The organism is Amycolatopsis sp. cmx-4-54 (assembly GCF_046548895.1).
In the GTDB taxonomy this organism is placed as follows: Bacteria; Actinomycetota; Actinomycetes; order Mycobacteriales; family Pseudonocardiaceae; genus Amycolatopsis.
Genome location: NZ_JAEBEJ010000007.1, coordinates 237,779 through 259,223 on the forward strand (window position 1 = coordinate 237,779; position 21,445 = coordinate 259,223).

Here is a 21,445-nt window from a genome sequence, read left to right on the forward strand (position 1 = left end):
TCTCACCAACTGTTTACAATCCGATCGTACCGTAAAAAGGAGGGGTGAGAATGAAGCTGGGCGGATTCGCCTCGCCGGAGGCGCGCGCCGAGTACGAGGCCGTCTATGAGCGAGGTATGGCGGCTTTGCCCGCACCGGCCGGGATCCACGACGTCCGGACGGCGTTCGGGGTGGCGCGGGTGTACCGGTTCGGGCAGCCGGGTGCGACGCCGATCGTGCTGCTGCCCGGCCGCGCGGGGACCGCGGTGATGTGGGAACCCAACCTCGCCGCGCTGCTCGCGCACGGTGAGGTCTTCGCGGTGGACCTCATCGGCGAAGCCGGCCGCAGCGAACAGACCGCCCCGATCCGCGACGGCGCGGACCAGGCCGCGTGGCTATGCACGGTGCTCGCCGAACTCGACCTGCCATCCGTGCACCTGATCGGGTACTCGTTCGGTGGCTGGCTCGCGACCAACCTCGCGGTGCGCGCGCCGGAACGGCTGAAATCGCTCACCGTGATCGACCCCGTGCTGACCTTCGGCGGGCTGACCGCGGGACTGGTCGTCCGCGCGACGCTCACCGCGATCCCCGTGATCAATCGATGGGCCCGGCCGTCGTTCCTCGACTGGATCTCCGGCGGCGCGGAAGTCGACGCCACGGATCCGGTCGCGCGAGTGATCGACGAGGGGATGCGGACCTACCGCATCGCCCTGCCGTCGCCCAGGTTGTTCACCGACGAGCAGTTGCGCTCCCTGCGGATGCCCGTGCTGGCCCTCATCGCCGGGCGCAGCGTCATCCACCGCCCGGAGCGCGCGGCCGCCCGCGCCCGTGAGTTCCTGGCGCGTGGACAGGTCGAACTGTGGCCGTCGGCGACCCACGCCATCGCCGGGGAAGAGGCGGCCGAGGTCAACGCGCGCGTCCTGAAGTTCCTGGCCGAACGGGAGACGGACTCGTGAGCGCGCGCGGCAGGAACCCCACGCTGTCCTTGCTGCTCTGGGACGTCGCGCTCCCGCTGGCCGCCTACTACGGGCTCCGGCTCGCCGGGCAGAGCGAACAGATCTCGCTGCTGGCCGGGGCGGGGGTGGCGGCCGCCCGGATCGTGTGGGTCGCCGTCCGGGACCGGTCCTTCGACGGCTTCGCCGCGTTGCTGGCCGGTGTACTCGGGATCGGGCTGGTGCTTTCGCTGGTCACCGGGGACGCGAAATTCCTGTTGCTGAAGGAATCCTTCGCCACCGCGACCGCCGCGATCGTCCTGCTGCTCAGCTGCTTCAGCCGTACGCCCATGGTGCTCGTCGCCGTGCGGGCCGGTTCCAGCGCGGCCAAACGCGCGGAGATCGACCGCCTCACCGACGAGGTGCCCGCTTTCCGCCGGGCGTTCACCCGGATGTCGGCGGTGTGGGGAGTCGCGCTGTTGCTGGAGGCCGCGATCCGGGTACCGCTGGTCTACACCTTGTCGGCCGACGTGATGAACGCGCTCAGCGTGGTCCTGCTGCTCGCCGTCATCGGCGGACTTTCGCTGTGGTCCGTCCGCTATGCCGAGAAAGTCCAGAAAGCGCACGCGGTGACGCCGTGAAGGCCTACGGGTGCCTGTCCGCCTGTTCGGCGAACACTCGCACCGCCTCGTTGATCGCCGCATAGCGGGCATTGCGGACGGCTTCGGTCAGCGGCCGCAGTGCCTCCGCCCGCCGGAGCGCCGCCGACGAGGAGAGCGCGCCGCCCGGATCGTCGGCTTCGGCGATGGCGAGGATCGCCGCGATCTCCTGGGAACGTTGGAGCACCCGCAGCGCCCGGTTGGGCATCCCGGCGGGCCAGGGCGCGTCGGTGGCGGCCCGGAGCCGGGCCGAGAGTTCCGCTCGCACGCCCGGCCGCTCACTGGCGACGTCCAGCGTCTGCAGCGCCCCCGCGCTCGCGCGGATCGCGTCGGTCAGGCCGTGCTCGGCCTCGCCCAGCGGGCGGTACTCGAGGACACCCAGCATGGGTACCGAGAACACCGTCCACCGCATGAGTCCTTCGGCGATCGCCTCGGGGACCACTCCGTAACCGAGGTCCGGCAGCACGACGGCCTCCCCGGTGCGCAGCGCCGCCTCGCTGAACGGCCCACCGCCGCCCAGACCCCGGACGTCGCCGGGTACCGGGAGCAGCAGTTGCATGCTTTTGGCGCCCTGGGCGCGCAGGGCGAGCAGCAACTGGACCGGGGTCGCCGCCCGGTTGAACGCGAGGGGCAGGTCGAACGCTTCGGCGGCCGCCGAGTCGGCGGCGACGAAGTCGTGGGCTTCGCCCCAGACCTGCAGGGCGTCAAGGACGTCGTCGGAGGCGGCGGCTCCGTTCAGCCACGCCGAAGACCAGACCGCGAGGGTCGCACTAGGACGGCACACCGGACTGATTTTAGTCGTGCTTCCGGCGAAACCCGGAAATGGGCGCGTTGTCGAGGGGGAGCGCGGGTGAACGTTCCGAAGCTGGAGTTGCTTCACGTCGACAGGGGCCACGCTCGCGACGTAGCGTCGAACGGGTGAACGATGTTCCCGCAAATCTGCCCCGCACCGCCGGGGACCTTCGCGCGGCGGGTCACCTGCCGCGGTCGATCAAACAAGAACTGCACGATAACCTGCTCGCCAAGCTCCGCGCGGGGGAAGACGCCTGGCCGGGGATCGTCGGGTTCTCGCGCACCGTGCTGCCGCAACTGGAACGCGCGCTGCTGGCCGGGCACGACGTCGTCCTCCTCGGCGAACGGGGCCAGGGCAAGACCCGGCTGTTGCGCACCCTGGCGGGGCTGCTCGACGAATGGACGCCCGTCATCGAGGGGGCCGAGCTGGCCGAGCACCCGCTCGACCCGATCACCCCGGAATCGCGGCGCCGCGCCGCCGAACTCGGCGACGCCCTGCCGGTGACCTGGCGCCACCGCGACGAGCGGTACACGGAAAAACTGGCCACACCGGACACATCGGTCGGTGACCTGATCGGCGACGTCGACCCGGTGAAGGTCGCGGAGGGCCGCAGCCTCGGCGATCCCGAGACCATCCACTTCGGACTCGTCCCGCGCGCCCACCGCGGCATCGTGGCGATCAACGAGCTGCCGGACCTCGCCGAGCGCATCCAGGTCGCGCTGCTGAACGTGATGGAAGAACGCGACATCCAGGTGCGCGGCTACACGTTACGCCTGCCGCTGGACGTGCTGCTGGTGTCGACGGCCAACCCGGAGGACTACACCAACCGCGGCCGCATCATCACCCCGCTCAAGGACCGGTTCGGCGCCGAGATCCGCACGCACTACCCGCTCGACGTCGAGTCGGAGATCGCCGTCGTCCGGCAGGAGGCACACCTGGTCGCCGAGGTCGGCGAGCCGCTGCTGGAGGTGCTGGCCAGGTTCGTGCGCAACCTGCGCGAATCGCCGGTGATCGACCAGCGTTCGGGTGTCTCGGCCCGGTTCGCCGTCGCCGCGGCGGAGACGGTCGGTGCCGCGGCGCTGCGCCGGTCCGCGCTGACCGGCGAGGAACCCGCCGTGGCGCGTCCGGTCGACCTCGACGCGGTCCCCGGCGTCCTGCGCGGCAAGCTCGAATTCGAGCCGGGGGAGGAGGGCCGCGAGACCGAGCACCTCGTGCACCTGCTGCGTCGCGCGGTCGCGGAGACGGCCCGTTCGCGGTTCGCCGGACTGGATCTGCTGCCGCTGGCGGACGCCGTCGAATCCGGGCATCTGGTCGCCACCGGGGAACGCGTTCCCGGCAAGGACGTCCTCGCCGCACTGCCCGAGCTGCCCGTGCTCCACGACGTCGCCGCGCGTGCGGGCGTCGGCCCGGACGAACCGGCGGGGCGGATCGCGGCCGCGGTCGAACTGGCGCTGGAATCCCTGTTCCTGTCGAGGAAACTCGCCAAGGACTCGGACGACTCGACGACCGTCTACGGCCGATGAGCGTCCTCCCGGAAGGCTATTCGTACGGGCCGTGGGACGACGGCCCGGATCCGCTGGCACCGCCGGCGGATCTGCGGGACGCGCTCGACGAGATCGGCCGCGACGTCATGGCGGGTGCTTCGCCCCGGTCGGCACTTGAAGAGCTGCTACGCCGTGGCACCCCGCGCACCGCCGGCCTGGACGAACTGACCAGGCGGCTCTGGCAGCGCCGGTCGGAGATCCAGCGGCGGCACCGGCTGGACGGCACACTCCAGGAGGTCCAGCGGCTGCTCGACCAGGCACTGGAGGCCGAGCGGCGCGAGCTGTTCCCCGATCCGGACGACGACGCCCGCTTCCGTGAGGCACAGCTGGACGCGTTGCCGCCGGGGACGGCGGCGGCCGTGCGCGAGCTCGCCGAGTACGACTGGCGCTCTTCACGGGGCCGGGAGAACTACGAGAAGATCCGCGAGCTGCTCGGCCGTGAGCTGCTGGATTCCCGCTTCGAAGGGATGAAGGAGGCACTGCGGAACGCCGGGCCGGAACAGGCCGAGCAGGCCAACCGGATGCTCGCCGACCTCAACGACCTCCTGGCCGCGCACGCACAGGGCCGGGAGGACGTGCCGGAGCGGTTCGCGGAGTTCATGCGCGAGCACGGCGAGTTCTTCCCGGAGAGCCCGAAGAACGTCGAGGAGCTGATCGACGTCCTCGCCGCTCGCGCCGCGGCCGCGCAGCGGATGCTCAACTCGATGACGCCCGAGCAGCGGGCCGAACTGGCCGAACTGTCGCAGCAGGCGTTCGGCGACCCCCGGCTCGCGCAGCAGCTGTCCACTTTGGACGCCCAATTGCGGGCGCTGCGGCCGGGCGAGGACTGGACGTCGTCGGAACGGTTCCGCGGCGACGATCCGCTGGGCCTCGGCGAAGGCGCGAGGGCGATGTCCGATCTCGCCGAACTGGACGCGCTGGCCGAGCAGCTCGGCCAGTCCTATCCCGGTGCGCGGCTGGAGGACATCGACGTCGAGGCTCTCGAGCGCCAGCTCGGACCGGACGCCGGTGTGGACGCGCGGCGGCTTTCCGAACTGGAACGCGAGCTCCGGCGCCAAGGTCTCTTCGAACGTGCTCCCGACGGCACGCTCCGGTTGTCACCCAAGGCTTTGCGGCGCCTCGGCGAGACGGCGCTCGCCGACGTCGTGAACGCGTTGCGCGGCAAGACCGGCCGGCGGGAGACGGAGTCCGCCGGAGCCGCGGGCGAGCCGACCGGTGCCACCAGGCCCTGGCGGTTCGGGGACATGCAGCCGTGGGACGTCTCCAGGACGGTCCGCAACTCGGTCCTGCGCTCGGTTTCGTTGGGTGAGCGGTCGGTCCGGATGGACGTCTCCGACGTCGAGGTGGTCGAGACCGAACATCGGTCGCGCGCGGCGGTGGCGTTGCTCGTGGACACGTCGTGGTCGATGGTGCAGGAGGGCCGCTGGCTGCCGATGAAGCGGACGGCGCTCGCGTTGCACCAGCTGATCAGCACCCGGTTCCGCAACGACGCGCTCCAGCTGATCACCTTCGGCCGTTACGCGACGTCGGTCGAGCTGGCCGAGCTGGTGGGCCTCGAAGGCGCTTGGGAACAGGGCACCAACGCCCACCACGCGCTGCTCCTGGCCGGGCGGCATCTGCGGCGGCACCCCGACGCGCAGCCGGTGGTCCTGATGGTCACCGACGGCGAACCGACGGCTCATCTGGAACCCGACGGCACGGCGGACTTCGACTACCCGCCCCAGCCGAGGACCCTGCTCAAAACCCTGTCCGAAGTGGACAGGATGGCGAAGCTGGGCGCGTCGGTGACGGTGTTCCGGCTCGGGGACGACCCGCGCCTGACGGAGTTCGTCGACGTCATCGCGCGCCGCTCGGGCGGCCGCGTCGTCGCTCCGGACCTGGACGGGCTCGGCGCCGCCGTGGTCGGCGACTACCTGCGGACCAGGAAGCGCTGAACTCGCTTACGCTGGCCCGATGGGGTACTCGGTCGGAAAGGTCGCGGCGCTGTCAGGGGTCACCGTGCGCACGCTGCATCACTACGACGAGCTCGGCCTGCTGAGCCCGAGCGGGCGGACGGCGGCGGGGTACCGGAGCTACAGCGACGACGACCTCGACCGCCTGCAGCGTGTCTTGTTCTACCGCGAACTCGGGTTCGGCCTGGAGACGATCGCGAAGATGATCGACGACCCGGCGGTCGACGCGACCGAACACCTGCGGCGCCAGCGGGTGCTGCTCGCCGAGCGGATCGGCGAGCTGACGAGGATGGCCGAAACCATCGAGCAGGTGATCGCGGCGAAGGAGGCCGGTGCCGCGCTGACCGCGGAGGAGCGGTTCGAGGTCTTCGGCGAATTCCGTGAGCCGGACGGCTACGCGGAGGAGGCCGTCCGCCGGTGGGGTGACACCCCGCAATGGCGGGCGGCCGCCGTCCCGCGGTCCAAGCAGGACTGGATCGAAGCGGAGAAGGCCCGGGAGGACTGGGTCCGGCGGTTGCTGGCCGTCTTCGACTCCGGAGCGCCCGCCGACGGCCGTGAGGCGATGGACCTCGCCGAGGAGCACCGGCGGATGCTCGCGGCCTTCATGGGGGACTGCGACGTCGCGACGCACCGGGAGCTCGGCAGGCTGTACGCGACCGAGCCGGTCCAGCTCGGCTTCCTGGTGCGTGAGCCCGACCAGCGACCGGGCCTCGGCGAGTACATCCGCGACGCCGTCCACGCCAACGCCGGACGGGTCACCGGATAGCGAATCGATTACTCCGGCCGTGTCCGGCTCCCACCGGACGGGAACGGCGTGGCGGCTCCGCTTACAGTCGAGGTATGCAGACTTGGTCATCGGTCGACGTGCCCCGTATCCCCGGCACCCCCCGTCCGCTGCGGCTCCACGACACGGCGACGGGGCAGATCCGCCCCACGGCGCCCGGGTCGACCGCCCGGATGTACGTCTGCGGCATCACGCCGTACGACGCCACCCATCTGGGGCACGCCGCCACGTACCTGACATTCGACCTGGTGAACCGCCTGTGGCGGGATGCCGGACACGACGTCCACTACGTGCAGAACGTGACGGACATCGACGAGCCCCTGTTGGAGCGCGCCGAGCGGGACAAGGACGACTGGGTCGTCCTCGGCATGCGCGAGACCGCGCTGTTCCGCGAGGACATGGCCGCGTTGCGGGTGCTGCCGCCGCGGCAGTTCGTCGGGGCGGTCGAGAGCATCCCGGAGATCGTCGAGGTCATCGCCAAGCTGGTGGCGAACGGCAGCGCGTACCGCGCGGACGACGCGGAGTACCCGGACATCTACTTCGAGCACAACGCGACCGGGCACTTCGGTTCGGAGTCGAACTACGACGCCGAGACCATGGCGAAGTTCTTCGCCGAACGCGGCGGCGACCCGGACCGTCCCGGCAAGCGGCACCCGCTCGACGCGTTGCTGTGGCGGATGGCGCGGCCGGGTGAGCCGTCGTGGGAGTCCGAACTGGGCGCGGGGCGGCCGGGGTGGCACATCGAGTGCAGCGCGATCGCGGTCAACCGGCTCGGCCTCGGCTTCGACGTCCAGGGCGGAGGCTCGGATCTGATCTTCCCCCACCACGAGTACAGCGCCGCGCACGCGGAAGCGGTCGCGGGGGACAGGCCGTTCGCGCGGCACTACGTGCACGCCGGGATGATCGGCCTCGACGGCGAGAAGATGTCCAAGTCGCGTGGGAACCTCGTGTTCGTTTCGCGACTGCGTGCCGACAAGGTCGACCCGGGCGTGATCCGGCTCGCGCTGTTCGCCGGCCACTACCGCGAGGACCGGCCGTGGACCGCGCAGCTGCAGGCGGACGCCGAAGCACGCCTCGCGCGCTGGCGCGAAGCCGTCTCCCTGGCGACCGGCCCGGCGGCGGAGGACACGGTGGCGCGCCTGCGTGACCACCTCACCGACGACCTCGACACGCCCAAGGCGCTCGCGGCCGTGGACGCCTGGGCGGAACAGGCGCTGACCCGCTCCGGCACCGACCCGGCGGCCCCCGGCCTGATCCGCAACGCCGTCGACGCGCTGCTCGGTATCCAGCTCTGACTAACAGTGGCCGGGGCGGGAACTTCCCCGCCCCGGCCACTGTGTATAACGCCCTACACGGCGACGCGTCCGGCTTCCAGCCGAAGGTGGTCACCCGTCCAATCGCGCCGCAGCCACCGATCATGCGACGCGATGACGACGGCACCCGGCGCGGAATCGAGCGCGGTGAACAACTCCTCGGCCAAGGTGAGCGAGATGTGGTTCGTCGGCTCGTCCAGCAGGAGCACGTCCGGCGGGTCGGCGATCAGCAACGCCAGCGCGAGCCGACGCCGCTGACCGACCGACAACGCGCCGACCCGGGTCCCGAGATCACGCGGAGCCAGCAAACCCAGGCCGCGCAACGGGGGAGCGCCCTCGCCGAGGGCTTCGGCGTAGGTCCGCTGCGCGGTCTTCTCCGGCTCGGCGAACGCGACGTCCTGGGCCAGCATGCCGATCCGCACGCCGCGTCCGGAAAGGACGGTGCCGGAGTCGGGCGTCAGCGAGCCGGCGAGGACGGACAGCAGCGTCGACTTCCCGGCACCGTTCCCGCCGGTGATCAGAAGCCTCGACGTCGTGGTGACGTCCAAGGTCGCCAGCCGCAACCGTCCGGCGATCTCGATGTCCCGTACGGAGATCGCCGTCTTGACGTCTCCTGACTCGCCCGTCAGCTCGCCCTGGAAGCGTAGCGGCGCGGGCGGTTTCCGCACCTGGTCGCGTTCCAGTTCGGCCAGCCGCAGCTGCGCGTTGCGGACCCGGCGTGAGATCTGTTTCTGCACCCTCCCGGTCTTGAAGTCGTAGAGCATCTTGGCGTTGTCGCGCTGTGGCCGGTTGTGCGCGACGTTGCGCGCGGTGACGGCCACCGATTCGCGCAGTTCCTTGAGCTCGTCCTGTTCCTCGGCGTAGCGTTGTTCCCAACGCGCCCGTTCGGCCCGTTTCTGGTCCAGGTAGTCGGAATACGTGCCGCCGTACCGGGTGGGGCCGCCCAAAGCCGGGTCGAGGTCGACGATGTCGGTGCACACCGCGTCGAGGAACACGCGATCGTGCGACGACAGCACGAGGACACCGGTCAGCGAGGCGAGATGCTGCTCCAGGAACTCCATCGCGGCGTCGTCGAGATGGTTCGTCGGCTCGTCCAGGACGAGGGTGCCCGGCCGCCGGATCAGCAGTGCCGCGAGGCCGAGCCTCGACCGCTGCCCGCCCGACAGTGTGCCCAGTTCGCGTGCCGGGTCGATCCCGGCGAGCCCGAGACCCGCGCACACGACCTCGGCCCGCCGGTCGGCGTCCCACAGGTCGTGCGCCTGAGCCCATTCGAGGACGGTGCCGTACTCGTCGAGCACGGCGGCGTCGTCCGGGCGGTCGGTGAGCGCCGCGGTCAGTTCGTCGAGCCTCGCCGACGCTTGCCGGATTTCGGCGAGCGCGTCGTCGATGACGTCGGAGAACCGCGCGGTGAGCGGGAAAGGCAGCTCCTGCAAGAGGAATCCGAGGTCGTCGCCGCGCAGCACCTCACCGCTCCGTGGCTCTTCGACCCCGGCCAGCAAGCGCAGGAGCGTGGACTTGCCGACGCCGTTCTCGCCGACCAGTCCGACCCGCTGTCCTGCCGAAGCGGTCAGGTTGACGCCGTCGAGGACGACGCGGGCACCGTAGGAGTGGACGAGGTCCTTGGCGATCAGGGAAAGAGACATACGACATCACCGTGCTTCTCGGACATGAGGGATCCCCGCCGGGCCTCATGGCTTACGGGAGCGGTGCTCGACCGAAGCCGCCTCGGAGCGGGGGAGGTGCGATGTCAGTTGTCCATGATGCGAGCAGTCTAACGCAACCGCTGTGGCGTTAGTCAACCCCCCTTCTCGGATCGCAGGCGAGCGGCCTCCTGTTCGGCGAACGTGCGCCCGTCGGTCATGACACCGAGAAGCGCGGTCAACTGGCGACGGTCGAGCCTGCCGAGGCGGTCGCCGAAGAAGCGGGCCATGGGGGAGTAGAGGTCGGCGACCTCGGCCAGCCGGTCGGGTAGCGGGCGGATCGCGAGACGGCGCCGGTCGGCTGGGTCGGGAACACGTTCGACCAGGCGTCGTTCCTCCATGCGGTCGAGCAACCGGGTCACCGCGCCGGTGGTCATGCCGAGTGCTCGCGCCAGCCCCGTCGGCGAGGTCGCGGCGCCGCTGATGACCAGCTGGAGCCCGTGCAGTTCGGTGGCGCTGATCCCGAGCCGCTCCGCCATGGCCGTCTGGAACAGGACGGTCGCGCTGACGAACTGGGGGATCTCCAAGGCCGCCGCGGTGGCGAGTTCGCGCTGGTCAGGCATGTGTTTCCCTTGTTCAGTAGTTGCACTGTGCAGTCACTGTTGTGTGCAGCAACTGCTCTGGCAAGGATATGGGGCTCGCTTGACATCCGTGTGGCCACCTGTGAATCTGAAAGAGAACTTTCGAAAGAAGTCCTTCAGATTGGATCGGTCGATGGCCGGATTGCCGCCGCGCAAGCGGATCGAAGACGTCGAGCTGATGCGGGCGCTGGCGCATCCGCTGCGTTCGGCGCTGGTGGATCACCTCATGGCGGTCGGTCCGCGGACCGCGAGCGAGTGCGCGGCGGCCGTCGGCTCGACGGCCTCCAACTGCAGCTGGCATCTCCGTCAGCTGGCGCAGCACGGTCTCGTGGAGCGGGTCGACGGGGAGGACGGGCGCGAGCGGCCGTGGCGGGCGTGCCAGGTCGGCATCGAGTTCGGCGACGACCCGCAGCTGCATGGCGCGCAACTCGCGGTCGTCGGCACCACCCTCGCGCGCGAAAAAGAGCTGACCGAGCGTTATCTCGACGCCGCCGACCGGCTCGCCAAGGAATGGCGGGACGCGTCGGGGATCAACAACTACTCGCTTCGGGTGACCGCGGCCGAACTGGACGAACTGGTCCGGGGGATCGACGCGCTCGTGCGGCCCTACGTCGGGGCGATCCGTGAGGACGCTCCCGCGGAAGCCCTTCCGGTCCACTTGGGACTGCGAGCGTTCCTCCGCATCGACGCCGAGGGGAAGCCGAGCAGATGAAACCGTTGAGAGAACCCGCCTTCGCGCGGTTGTGGATCGCCGCCTTCTTCTCCGAAACCGCCGAGTGGATGCTGCAGATCGCGCTGCCGGTGTTCGTCTTCCAGGCGACCGGTTCGGCGGCCACCACGGCGTTGAGCATCGTCCTCGGCCTGGTGCCCGCGGTGCTGCTGAGCCCGGTCGCCGGCGTGATCGCGGACCGCTGGAACCGGCGGCTGGTGCTGTGCGTGGTGTGCGCGGGACAGGCGTTCGTGGCGCTGCCGCTGCTGTTCGTCGCGTCCGGCGGCCCGGTGTTCGTGATCTACGGGGTGATGGCCGCGCAGGCGGGTCTGGCCTCGTTGTTCGAACCCGCCCGCAACGCGCTCGTACCCGAACTGGTCGCCCCCGGCGAGCTGATCGGCGCCAACGGCTTGATGAGCATCAACGGCAGCGTCGCTCGCCTCGCCGGTGGCTGGGCGGGCGGTCTCCTGCTCGGATTCGGCGGCCTGGGCTGGGTCGTGGTGGCTTATCTCGGCGTGCTCGTGATCGGCTCGGCCTTGCTGGCGCGCCCGTTTCCCCGTGTCGCCGCGCCGAAGCCTGCCGGACCGCACGAACCGGTGTTGCGAGCCTGGATCGACGGGCTTCGCGAGATCGGTCGCGAAGGGCGCCTGCGCCTCGCCGGTGTCGTCGTCGTGCTGACGTCCTTGGCGCAGGGGATGTTCCTGGTGCTGTTCGTGGTGTTCGTGCTCGACATCCTCGACGGAACCGAAGGCGACGTCGGGTTGCTGCGTGGAGTGCAGGCCCTCGGCGGGCTGGCCGCGGGATTCGCCGTCGCCACCGTCGCCCGCAAGGTCGCGCCCGCCGCTCTGCTCGGCTGGGGCGGTCTGGCGCTCGGGCTGTTGTCGGCCGTGATCTGGAATCTGCCCGCGTTCACGGTGTCGCTGGGTGTCTTCATCGGACTGTTCGGCCTGGTCGGCGCCCCCGGAGTGCTCGCAGGCTCCGGTCTGCTCTCGCTGGTCCAGACCGCCGCGTCCCGTGAGCGGTCCGGCCGGGTGCTGAGCACCGTCTTCGCCGGGACGGCGGGGTTCACGGCGTTGGGCGCGTTGCTGACGGGCGGCCTGCTCGACGTGCTGGGCACCGGCGTCCTGCTGAACGTCCAAGCGGGTCTGCACACCGTTTCGGCGTTGGTCGTGCTGGGTGTCTCGGCGTCGGGCAAGCTGCGCCGTGACCCGATTCCGGCGGTTCCCCGGTCCGGGTGAAGCTACGGTGGTGGAGTGCCGCATCTCTTCGCCACCAGCGACCTCCACGTCACCCACGAGGGCAACGCCCCGCTCGTCGACGAGGTCGTCCCCCGGACCCCCGACGACTGGCTGCTCGTGGCCGGTGACGTCGCCGAACGCGCCGAATCCGTGATCGGGGTGCTCAGGACCTTGCGTGAACGTTTCGCGAAGGTCGTCTGGGTGCCCGGAAACCACGAGCTGTGGACCACCCAGAAGGATGAATGTCAGCTACGGGGACAGGCGCGCTACGAGCACCTGGTCGAGCGCTGCCGCGAGATCGGCGTCCTCACCCCGGAGGATCCGTACCCGGTGTGGGAACACCAGGAGAAGCCGCTGACGATCGCCCCGCTGTTCGTGCTGTACGACTACAGCTGGCGCACCCCCGCGGCCGACGGCCTGCCGATGCTGGCGGCCATCGAGCAGGCGCGGGAGGCCGGCGTGCTCTGCACGGACGAGTTCTTCCTGCATCCGGACCCGTATCCCAGCAGGCAGGCGTGGTGCGCCGACCGGGTGAAGGTCAGCACGGAACGGCTGGAGGCGATCCCCGAGGACCACGGGACGATCCTCATGTCGCACTGGCCGCTGCACCGCCACCCGACCGAGCCGCTGTACTTCCCGGAGTTCGCGTTGTGGTGCGGGACGACGGAGACCGAGGACTGGCACCAGCGCTTCCGGGCGGAGGTCGCCGTCTACGGGCACCTGCACATCCCACGCTCCACGGAGGCGGACGGAGTGCGCTTCGAAGAGGTTTCGCTCGGGTATCCGCGTGAGTGGCGGAAGCGGTCGCGGGGGCCGATCCCGCTGCGGCGCATCTTCTGACGCCTCGTGCCTGGCCGGAGTGTTGCGAAAGCCACTTTCGCAACCTTCAACGTTGCGAAAGTGGCTTTCGCAACGTCAGGGCCCTGCGGATCGCGATTAGCCCGCTAAACGCAGGTCGGCGGCGGCGAGGCAGGCGGATCGCGTTTAGCCCGCTAAACGCAGGTCAGCGGCGCGGGGCGGGCGGATCGCGTTTAGGGGGCTAAACGCAGGTCGGGTCCGGGAGGCCCGGGCCGGAGAAGCGTGAAGACCCCCGTCCCAGGCGAAGCCGTGGGACGGGGGCCTTCACGCGCTACAAACCGATCAGTCGGTGGTCTCGTCGACGCCGTCGGCCTTCGCCTTGGCATCGGCCGCCTTGGGCGCCCGGCCGTTGCGCGAGCTGCGGCGCGGCTGACGCGGGGCGGGCGGCGGCGGCGAGATCTGCTGCACGGCCGGGCCACCGCCGAGCATCAGCTCCGCGAAGGTCGCCATGGCCTCGTCCAGCTGGCCGCCGATGCGGCGCACGGACTCGTCGTTGCTCTTGCGCACCAGCGAGTCGACCGAGTCGGTGTCCGGCTGCTTCGACAGCGTGCTCTCGACCTTCGACAGGCCGGAGCGGATCGAGCCGTCGAGGTCGCCGAGGCGCCCGGTGAAGCCGTCCTCGACCTTGTCGAGCCGCTCGGCCAGGTCGTCGAGGCGCGAGGTGACCTTTTCGAGGCGGTCGCCGAGGCCGTCGAGGCGCTCCGAGGCGTCGATCATCTCGCCGGTCTCGGTCAGCGCGGTCTTCAGCGCCTCGGTGTTCGCGGTGAGGCTTTCCTTGGTGGCCTTGTCGAGGTTCTCGACGCGGGTGCGCAGCTCGCGGTCGACGGTGTCGACGCGGTCCCGCAGAGTGGACTCGGCCTGCTCGACGCGCTCGCGCATCGGGCCGATCACCGACTGCGGCAGCGCGTCGGTCTTCACGTCCTGCTTGTCGAGGTGCGCGCCGAGCTCGTCGAGACGGCGGTGGATGTTCTGGAGCTTGTCCTCGAGCCCGTCCATCCGGCCCCCGACGCCTTCCAGGCGCGCGGCCATGCCGTCGAGGCGGCCGTCGAGCTGAGCGAACGGCTTGGCCAGCTTGTCGACGATGCTTTCGACGGCGCGGGTCAGCGCGGCGATCGCGGTGTCCTGCGCTTCGAGCCGCGACATGGTCTCGTCGAGGCGTTCGGCGAGCACGCTCGTCTCGGTGCGGTCGGGCATCTCCGAGAGCCGCTTGCGCACCGCGCCGAGCGAGTCGACGGGGGCCAGACGTGCGTAGATGTCGTCGAGCGCGTCGAAGATCTGCTGCTGTTCGCTCTCACGCACTTCGGCCGCGCGCACCAGCATGTTGCGCATCCGGTCGAAGGACGGGGCTGCAATGTGGTTGTCAGTGGTCACTGCGGTGTCCTTCGTGGGCGGGGAAATGGGAGGGACGTGCCGTGAAGCTTATCCATTGCGAAATTGCTCTGCGTATGGCCCCCGGGTATCGGACAATGCCGAGCTCTGCCCCTGATGGCCGATTCAGCCCCTGCTCGACAAAGCCGAGGGTTAACCAGAGCGTACGAGTTACCACCATGTAGGGGAATGACAGGCTGGTTACCGTTACGTATGTCCTCTGAAAGCAGCAGACCCAGCATCCCGGAGGCGGTACTGGCCCGCGCTCCCAAGGTTCTCCTCCACGACCACCTGGACGGCGGATTGCGGCCCGCCACGGTCGCCGAACTCGCCGAACAGACCGGGTATCGGGCCTTGCCGACCAGCGATCCCGTCGAACTCGGCCGCTGGTTCCGCGAGGCGGCCGATTCCGGCTCCCTCGTCTCGTACCTTGAGACGTTCGCGCATACCTGTGGCGTCATGCAGACCGAGGAAGCGCTGGTCAGAGTGGCCGCCGAGGCGGTGGAAGACCTCGCGGCCGACGGCGTCGTCTACGCCGAGGTGCGCTACGCCCCCGAACTCTTCGTCGAACGCGGACTGTCACTCGATGCGGTGGTCGAGGCGATTCAGGCAGGGTTCGCCGAAGGTGAACGGAGAGTGGCGGCCGACGGCGGCCGGATCCGGGTCGGGACGTTGCTCTGCGCGATGCGCCAGCACGCCAGGGCGCTCGAGATCGCCGGTCTCGCCGTCCGCTACCGCGACGCCGGTGTGGTCGGGTTCGACATCGCCGGGCCCGAAGACGGATTTCCGCCTACCAGAAATCTCGACGCATTCGAGTTCCTGCGGACGAATAATGCGCATTTCACGATTCATGCCGGTGAGGCGTTCGGGCTCGCGTCCATTTGGGAGGCGATTCAGCATTGTGGCGCCGAGCGGCTCGGCCACGGCGTGCGCATCGTCGACGACATCAAGACCGACAGCGACGGCACGGTCCATTTGGGACGGTTGGCCGCCTACGTCCGCGACCGGCGGATCCCGCTCGAGATCTGTCCCACGTCCAATGTCCAGACGGGAGCGGCGCGCTCGATCGGCGAACATCCCATCGGCCTGCTCACCAGGCTGCGGTTCCGGGTCACCGTCAACACCGACAACCGGCTGATGAGCGGCTGCTCGATGACCAGCGAATTCGCGGCGCTGAGCAACGCGTTCGGCTTCGGGGTGGCCGATCTCGAGTGGTTCACGATCAATGCGATGAAATCCGCCTTCCTCGATTTCGACCAGCGGCTCGACATCATCAACACGGTCATCAAGCCGGGGTATGCGTCCTTGCGTTCGTTAGCATAGCCAACTATTGTTCACTATGTAGGAGTTGTTTCCCATATAGTGAAACGGTGGCGAAGATGGCGCAGGTCGTGGACGTGGGGATCGGCGGCAAACGACGCTGGCTCATCCTCGCGCTCGGCCTCGCCGCGCAGACCGCGAGCTGTTCGTTCCTTTACGGGATCCCGTTCCTGGTGCCGTCGATGCAGCGCGCGGAAGGGCTCTCGCTCGCCGAAGCGGGGACGGTGGTCGCGGCGCCGAGCCTTGGCCTGTTGTTCACCTTGATCTTGTGGGGTGCGGCGGCGGACCGTTACGGAGAGCGTTTGGTAATGGCCATCGGTCTCGGCGTCTCGGGGTTACTCCTCGTGTACGCGGCCACTGGTGACCACTCGCTCGTGACCCTCTTTGGGGTGTTCCTGCTCGCCGGTGCGAGCACCGCGTCAGTGAACGCCGCGAGCGGCCGGGCCGTCCTCGGCTGGTTCGGCCCGGCCGAACGCGGCCTCGCGATGGGCATCCGCCAGATGGCCCAGCCGCTCGGGGTGGGCGTCGCGGCCTTCGGGCTCCCGCCGCTCGCGGACCGCTGGGGTTTCCAGGTCTCGCTCCTGCTGCCCGCGCTGTGCGCGATCGGTGTCGCGCTCCTGGTCGCCTGGCTCCTGGTCGATCCGCCACGCCCGGAGGCCGAAGCGGGCAAGACGGAGAAACCGCCATCGCCGTACCGGAGCCCGGCGTTGTGGCGGGTCCACGGCGCGAGCGCGCTGCTCGTGGTCCCGCAGTTCGCGGTCTCCGCGTTCACCCCCGTGTACCTGGTGACGGTGCACGGCTGGACGGCGGCGTCCGCGGGCTGGTTCGTCGGCGCCGTCCAGATCCTCGGCGCGCTGGGCAGGATCGCGTCGGGCTACTGGTCCGACCGCGCCGGCAGCAGGCTGCGGCCGATGCGGCGGCTGGCGGTCGCGAGCGCGGCGGTGATGCTGCTGGTCGCGCTCGGCGACGCGACGTGGCCCTGGCTGGTGCTGCTCGCGCTCGTCCTGGCCGCGGTGATCACCGTGTCCGACAACGGGCTCGGGTTCACCGCGTCGGCGGAGATGGCCGGGCTCGCGTGGGCGGGACGGGCGATGGGCACGCAGAACACCGGCCAGAACATCGCCGCCGCCCTGACCCCGCCGATGCTGGGTCTCGTGATCGGTGATTCGCGGTACGCGCTGGCGTTCTGCGTGGCCGCGGTCTTCCCGATGCTCGCCGTGGCGGTCGTGCCCGTCCGGCACGAAAAGGGCCCCTCAGGACGAACCTGAAGGGCCCTTCACGGGGTGGTTCAGACGACCGTGAGCCGGTTCTCGAAGGTCTCGACGAGCTTGCGCCATGCCGACTGCTCGGCGTCGAACGGAGCGCTCGGCTCGAGGCGCGAGGGGTCCGGCCGCAGCACGAACGACACCAGCCAGCCGAGGCTTTCGTTGGCGGCCAGCGCGGTTTCGACGCTGTCGTCGTCGGCCCACTCGGCGGCGTCGGTGATCAGCTCGACGGCCAGCTCCAGCTGGGTCGGGTCGATCGACTCGGGACCTTCGGCGATGTCGTCGGCGATCCCGTTCAGCACGTAGGTGTTCTCGATGTCGACCTCGATCTCGAGTTCGCCCGCGGTGGCCTTCGTGGTCACTTCGTCCCAAGTGGACACTTGGGCGAGGTCGTTGCCCGCCAGGTCCTTGCCGTCCGCGATCGCGCGGATGAGGGCCTTCTCGGAGGTGAAGACGTCGATCTCGCCTTCGCTGCCGAGGAAGATCGGCTTGTCGTCGAGGTAGCAGCGCAGCGTGTAGTACTCGGCGCCGGAGGTGATGATCTTGATCGGGTCGATGCCGACCTCGCCCCAGAAGCCGACCGGCTCGTCGTCTTCCTCGTCCTCGTCGTCATCGTCCACGAGGTCCTCGTCGACGGCTGCCGCTTCGGCTTCGGCGGACTCCGCGAGGAAGGTCGCGAGCTCCTCCGCGGTCTGCTCCAGGACCTTCTCGTCGACGTCGGGAACTGTCACGAGACCGTCGATCGCGTCGAGCACGGTGTCCCACTTCTCGGAGACCGCCTGCGTCAGGTCCGCCCAGAGGCGCTCGCCGTCGCGGCCGGAGAAGGGCAGCGTGCCCTGGTCCAGCAGCGAGAAGCTCTCGTGCGCGTCGAGGACTTCGTGGACCTCTTCGAGCTCGCACACGTCCGCGAGCGAACGCACGATGCCGATGATCTCGGCCAGCTCGCCGAGCGTCCACTGGTCCGGCTTCTCGGCGACCAGCTCGGGGACGCCCACCAGGTCGTAGGTGTGGTCGTCGTCCGGGATGAGCTCGGGCACGTTCAGCGCCGGGACGACCTCCCACGCGGGGTGGTCGAGCAGGTCGTGCTGCTCGGAGGTCCGTACGAAAGCGGCGAGATGCGCGGCGTCCGGGAAGGCGTACAGGTCTTCCTCGTCGCCGAGGAAGGCTTCCCACTCCTCGCCGTCTTCCCGCCAGCGCGGCGCCCAGAGGGTGACGACGTCACCCTGAGGCAGGCCGAGTTCGATCGGGATGATGTCCTGTGCCATTCCTAAGCCCTCTCGGATTACCGCCTGTGTGCGCGCGACCGGATGATGCTGCCCGATAGGTGCGCGGTACCGCGAAGCCTACGGGTTTCCGGCGGAGGGCGCGATCACCCCTGGGCAAGAAGCGACCAACGGATGGCACGATAGGCCTTCTGATGACACTTACAGACCTCCTGCCTGCGCATCCCGACCCCGACTCGCTGTTCGAAGCCTTCTCCACGTGGACGGCCGAGCGCGGGTTGGAGCTGTACCCCGCGCAGGAAGAGGCCATCATCGAGGTGGTCTCCGGAGCGAACCTGATCCTGTCGACGCCGACGGGCTCGGGAAAGAGCCTGGTCGCCGTCGGGGCGCACTTCACCGCGCTCGCGCACGGCCGCCGCAGCTACTACACGGCCCCGATCAAAGCGCTCGTCTCGGAGAAGTTCTTCCAGCTGATCGAGATCTTCGGGCCGGAGAACGTCGGCATGATGACCGGTGACTCGGCGGTGAACGCCGACGCGCCGATCATCTGCTGCACGGCGGAGATCCTGGCGAACATGGCGTTGCGGTTCGGTGCCGACGCGCCGGTCGGCCAGGTCGTCGCGGACGAGTTCCACTTCTATTCGGAGCCGGATCGTGGCTGGGCGTGGCAGGTACCGCTGCTGGAGCTGGGAGGCGCACAGTTCGTGCTGATGTCGGCGACGCTGGGCGACGTCTCGTTCTTCGAAAAAGATCTCACCCGCCGCACCGGCCGTCCGACCGCGGTGGTCACCTCGGCGCAGCGGCCGGTGCCGCTCACCTTCCGCTACGCGCTGACGCCCTTGCACGAGACGATGTCCGAGCTGCTCCACGGCGGGCAGTCGCCGGTCTACGTCGTGCACTTCTCGCAGGCCGCGGCGATCGAGCGCGCGCAGACGCTGATGAGCATCAACGTCACCTCGAAGGCGGAGAAGGAGGCCATCGCCGAGATGCTCGGCGACTTCCGCTTCGCGGCCGGGTTCGGGAAGACGCTGTCGCGGCTGGTCCGGCACGGGATCGGCGTGCACCACGCCGGCATGCTGCCGAAGTACCGGCGCCTGGTCGAGCAGCTCGCGCAGGCCGGGCTGCTGAAGGTGATCTGCGGGACCGACACGCTCGGCGTCGGCATCAACGTACCGATCCGCACGGTGGTCTTCTCCGCGCTGACGAAGTACGACGGCGTGCGGCAACGGCATCTCAAGGCGCGCGAGTTCCATCAGATCGCCGGCCGCGCAGGCCGCGCCGGGTACGACACCGACGGGTACGTCGTCGTGCAGGCGCCGGACCACGTCGTCGAAAACGCCAAGGCGCTGGAGAAGGCGGGCGACGACCCCAAGAAGAAAAAGAAGATCGTCCGCAAGAAGGCGCCCGAAGGGTTCGTCAACTGGACGGAGAGCACCTTCGACCGGCTGATCGCGGCCGAGCCGGAGCCGCTGACGTCGAGTTTCCACGTCAGCCACTCGATGCTGCTGAACGTCGTCTCCCGGCCGGGCAACGCGTTCGACTCGATGCGGCATCTGCTGGAGGACAACCATTCCGACCGTCCCGCCCAGCGGAAACTGATCCTGCGCGCGATCGCGATCTACCGCGCGCTGCTCGCGGCCGGCGTCGTGGAACGGCTCGACGAGCCGGACGAGCAGGGGCGCATCGTCCGGCTGACGGTGGACCTGCAGTTCGACTTCGCGCTCAACCAGCCGCTTTCGCCGTTCGCGCTGGCGGCGATCGAACTCCTCGACGTCGAGTCGCCGTCCTATCCGCTCGATGTCGTGTCCATTGTGGAATCTACTGTGGACAATCCGCGCCCGGTGCTGTCGCAGCAGCAGTTCAAGGCGCGCGGCGAGGCCGTGCAGGCGATGAAGGCCGAGGGCATCGAGTACGACGAGCGGATGGAACTGCTCGAAAACGTCACGTACCCGAAGCCACTGGAGGAACTGCTGGAGGCGGCGTATTCCCGCTACCGGCAAGGACATCCGTGGGTCGAGGACTACGAGCTCAAGCCGAAGTCGGTCGTGCGCGACATGTACGAGCGCGCGATGAACTTCGTGGAGTACATCGGTTTCTACCAGCTGGCGCGTTCGGAAGGGCTGGTGCTGCGGTACCTCACCGACACCTACGACTCGCTGCGGCACACGGTTCCGGACGAGGCCAAGACCGAGGGGTTGCAGGACCTCATCGAATGGCTCGGCGAACTGGTGCGCCAGGTCGACTCCAGCCTCCTCGACGAGTGGGAAGCCTTGCGGCATCCCGAAGAGGAAGGCCCGGTTTCGACGCGGCCGCCGTCCGAGCCGCCCGCGGTCACGCGGAACGAGCGGGCGTTCCGGGTGCTCGTGCGCAACGAACTGTTCCGCCGGGTGGAGCTGGCGTCGCGGCGTGCCTACGGGACGCTCGGCGAACTGGACGCCGCGTCGGGCTGGGACGCGGACGCGTGGGAAGACGCGATCGAGGACTACTTCGACGAGTACGAAACGCTCGGCATCGGGCCGGACGCGCGCGGGCCGAAGCTGCTGATCATCGAGCAGGAGAAGGAGATCTGGCGGGTGCGGCAGATCTTCGACGATCCGGCGGGCGACCACGACTGGGGGATCGGCGCCGAGGTCGACCTGGCGGCTTCGGACGAGGCGGGGTCGGCGGTCATCCGGATCACGGCGGTGGACCAGCTGGGACTTTCGGCCGGGTAACGAGCAGCAGTCGCCGCCGCCGCACCAGCTGCACGATCAGCACCACCAGGGACAGCGCGGGCAGCGGATAACCCAGGAGCAGGCCGGCCGTGATGTCCGCGAGCGGCGCCAGGACCGCGGCGACGAACACCCACGTCGGCGCGGTCGGCGGCTTCGCGCCCGGAGCGGACCTTGCCCCACGGCTTCGCCACCGAAAGCCACGCCTGGAACGCGAGCGCGCTCGCCGTCAGCGCGGTCCCGGCGACCAGCGCCACCGGCGGTGGTTCACTGCCCACGGAATCCCGTAAAGCGCCCGACAGCAGGAAGATCCCGGCGTAGAGCTGGACGAGCGTGATCGCGAACTTCGCCAGCACCCACCAGTGCCGGGAGAACCCCCATGCGCCAGCAGGTACGTGTCGATCTCGTGCGCCATCGACGTCGCGGCGACGCGGATCGCGCCGTCCTCGCTCGCGCGGCCGATCGCCAGGAGGGTGAGCAACGCCAGCGCCTGCCCCATCCAGCCCACCGAAGTGA

At 69.5% G+C, this 21,445-nt stretch carries 17 protein-coding genes and 1 pseudogene; 12 read left to right on the top strand and 6 right to left on the bottom strand.

Annotation, left to right across the window (positions count from 1 at the left end; genetic code table 11):
• Positions 1–50: 50 nt before the first annotated feature.
• Positions 51–935, top strand: a complete 885-nt coding sequence (locus tag ACLJQ7_RS24510; RefSeq protein WP_410650504.1) for an alpha/beta fold hydrolase — start codon at positions 51–53, stop codon at positions 933–935.
• On the top strand, positions 932–1,552 hold the full coding sequence (locus ACLJQ7_RS24515) for a VC0807 family protein (protein ID WP_410650505.1): 621 nt from the start codon (positions 932–934) through the stop codon (positions 1,550–1,552). Before ACLJQ7_RS24510 ends, ACLJQ7_RS24515 begins: the two co-directional genes overlap by 4 nt.
• Positions 1,553–1,556: 4 nt before the next feature.
• Here ACLJQ7_RS24515 and ACLJQ7_RS24520 read toward each other — a convergent pair whose 3' ends face one another.
• Entirely contained in the window at positions 1,557–2,354 is a 798-nt protein-coding gene (locus tag ACLJQ7_RS24520) for a hypothetical protein (protein WP_410650506.1), read from the bottom strand.
• Positions 2,355–2,488: 134 nt separating this feature from the next.
• Here ACLJQ7_RS24520 and ACLJQ7_RS24525 point away from each other — a divergent pair, with 134 nt between their 5' ends.
• The 4 genes from ACLJQ7_RS24525 (at position 2,489) to mshC (ending at position 7,938) form a co-directional block, all read left to right on the top strand.
• Positions 2,489–3,886 carry a sigma 54-interacting transcriptional regulator gene (locus ACLJQ7_RS24525; RefSeq protein WP_378444128.1) on the top strand — a complete coding sequence of 466 codons (1,398 nt, stop codon included), beginning with the start codon at positions 2,489–2,491 and terminating at the stop codon, positions 3,884–3,886.
• The gene (locus ACLJQ7_RS24530) at positions 3,883–5,841 is read left to right on the top strand and encodes a hypothetical protein (RefSeq protein WP_410650507.1); all 1,959 of its coding nucleotides are present in this window, start codon (positions 3,883–3,885) and stop codon (positions 5,839–5,841) included. The genes ACLJQ7_RS24525 and ACLJQ7_RS24530 overlap by 4 nt, the downstream gene beginning before the upstream one ends.
• A 19-nt stretch (positions 5,842–5,860) precedes the next feature.
• On the top strand, positions 5,861–6,625 hold the full coding sequence (locus ACLJQ7_RS24535) for a MerR family transcriptional regulator (RefSeq protein ID WP_410650508.1): 765 nt from the start codon (positions 5,861–5,863) through the stop codon (positions 6,623–6,625).
• 74 nt (positions 6,626–6,699) lie between these two features.
• Positions 6,700–7,938, top strand: a complete 1,239-nt coding sequence (gene mshC / locus ACLJQ7_RS24540) for a cysteine--1-D-myo-inosityl 2-amino-2-deoxy-alpha-D-glucopyranoside ligase (protein WP_410650509.1) — start codon at positions 6,700–6,702, stop codon at positions 7,936–7,938.
• A gap of 53 nt (positions 7,939–7,991) precedes the next feature.
• On the opposite strand, the gene ACLJQ7_RS24545 is transcribed toward mshC, so the two are convergent.
• Entirely contained in the window at positions 7,992–9,599 is a 1,608-nt protein-coding gene (locus ACLJQ7_RS24545) for an ABC-F family ATP-binding cassette domain-containing protein (protein ID WP_410650510.1), read from the bottom strand.
• A 152-nt stretch (positions 9,600–9,751) separates the two neighbouring features.
• The gene (locus ACLJQ7_RS24550) at positions 9,752–10,219 is read right to left on the bottom strand and encodes a MarR family winged helix-turn-helix transcriptional regulator (RefSeq protein ID WP_410650511.1); all 468 of its coding nucleotides are present in this window, start codon (positions 10,217–10,219) and stop codon (positions 9,752–9,754) included.
• Positions 10,220–10,370: 151 nt separating this feature from the next.
• Here ACLJQ7_RS24550 and ACLJQ7_RS24555 point away from each other — a divergent pair, with 151 nt between their 5' ends.
• The 3 genes from ACLJQ7_RS24555 to ACLJQ7_RS24565 are packed head-to-tail and all read left to right on the top strand — an operon-like array spanning position 10,371 to position 13,024.
• Positions 10,371–10,949 carry an ArsR/SmtB family transcription factor gene (locus ACLJQ7_RS24555; RefSeq protein ID WP_410650512.1) on the top strand — a complete coding sequence of 193 codons (579 nt, stop codon included), beginning with the start codon at positions 10,371–10,373 and terminating at the stop codon, positions 10,947–10,949.
• Positions 10,946–12,184, top strand: a complete 1,239-nt coding sequence (locus ACLJQ7_RS24560; RefSeq protein WP_410650513.1) for an MFS transporter — start codon at positions 10,946–10,948, stop codon at positions 12,182–12,184. Before ACLJQ7_RS24555 ends, ACLJQ7_RS24560 begins: the two co-directional genes overlap by 4 nt.
• Positions 12,185–12,199: 15 nt before the next feature.
• Complete coding sequence (locus ACLJQ7_RS24565) at positions 12,200–13,024, top strand: metallophosphoesterase family protein (RefSeq protein ID WP_410650514.1); 825 nt, start codon at positions 12,200–12,202, stop codon at positions 13,022–13,024.
• A 300-nt stretch (positions 13,025–13,324) separates the two neighbouring features.
• Here the strand turns inward: ACLJQ7_RS24565 and ACLJQ7_RS24570 are convergent, their stop codons facing one another.
• Entirely contained in the window at positions 13,325–14,413 is a 1,089-nt protein-coding gene (locus tag ACLJQ7_RS24570) for a PA containing protein (protein ID WP_410650515.1), read from the bottom strand.
• Positions 14,414–14,623: 210 nt separating this feature from the next.
• Between ACLJQ7_RS24570 and ACLJQ7_RS24575 the strand changes: the two genes are divergently transcribed.
• Both ACLJQ7_RS24575 and ACLJQ7_RS24580 read left to right on the top strand, forming a co-directional pair.
• On the top strand, positions 14,624–15,733 hold the full coding sequence (locus ACLJQ7_RS24575; protein WP_410650516.1) for an adenosine deaminase: 1,110 nt from the start codon (positions 14,624–14,626) through the stop codon (positions 15,731–15,733).
• 56 nt (positions 15,734–15,789) lie between these two features.
• Positions 15,790–16,998: an MFS transporter gene (locus ACLJQ7_RS24580; RefSeq protein WP_410650672.1), complete on the top strand. Its 1,209-nt coding sequence runs from the start codon at positions 15,790–15,792 to the stop codon at positions 16,996–16,998.
• Between the two features lie 20 nt (positions 16,999–17,018).
• Here the strand turns inward: ACLJQ7_RS24580 and ACLJQ7_RS24585 are convergent, their stop codons facing one another.
• On the bottom strand, positions 17,019–18,260 hold the full coding sequence (locus tag ACLJQ7_RS24585; protein ID WP_410650517.1) for a primosomal protein: 1,242 nt from the start codon (positions 18,258–18,260) through the stop codon (positions 17,019–17,021).
• Positions 18,261–18,412: 152 nt separating this feature from the next.
• On the opposite strand from ACLJQ7_RS24585, the gene ACLJQ7_RS24590 reads away from it, so the two are divergent.
• Positions 18,413–20,932 carry a DEAD/DEAH box helicase gene (locus ACLJQ7_RS24590; RefSeq protein ID WP_410650518.1) on the top strand — a complete coding sequence of 840 codons (2,520 nt, stop codon included), beginning with the start codon at positions 18,413–18,415 and terminating at the stop codon, positions 20,930–20,932.
• Here the strand turns inward: ACLJQ7_RS24590 and ACLJQ7_RS24595 are convergent.
• Positions 20,895–21,428 (bottom strand): annotated as a pseudogene (locus ACLJQ7_RS24595) (hypothetical protein). The gene ACLJQ7_RS24590 and the pseudogene ACLJQ7_RS24595 sit on opposite strands and share 38 nt — an antisense overlap.
• Positions 21,429–21,445 lie beyond the last annotated feature (17 nt).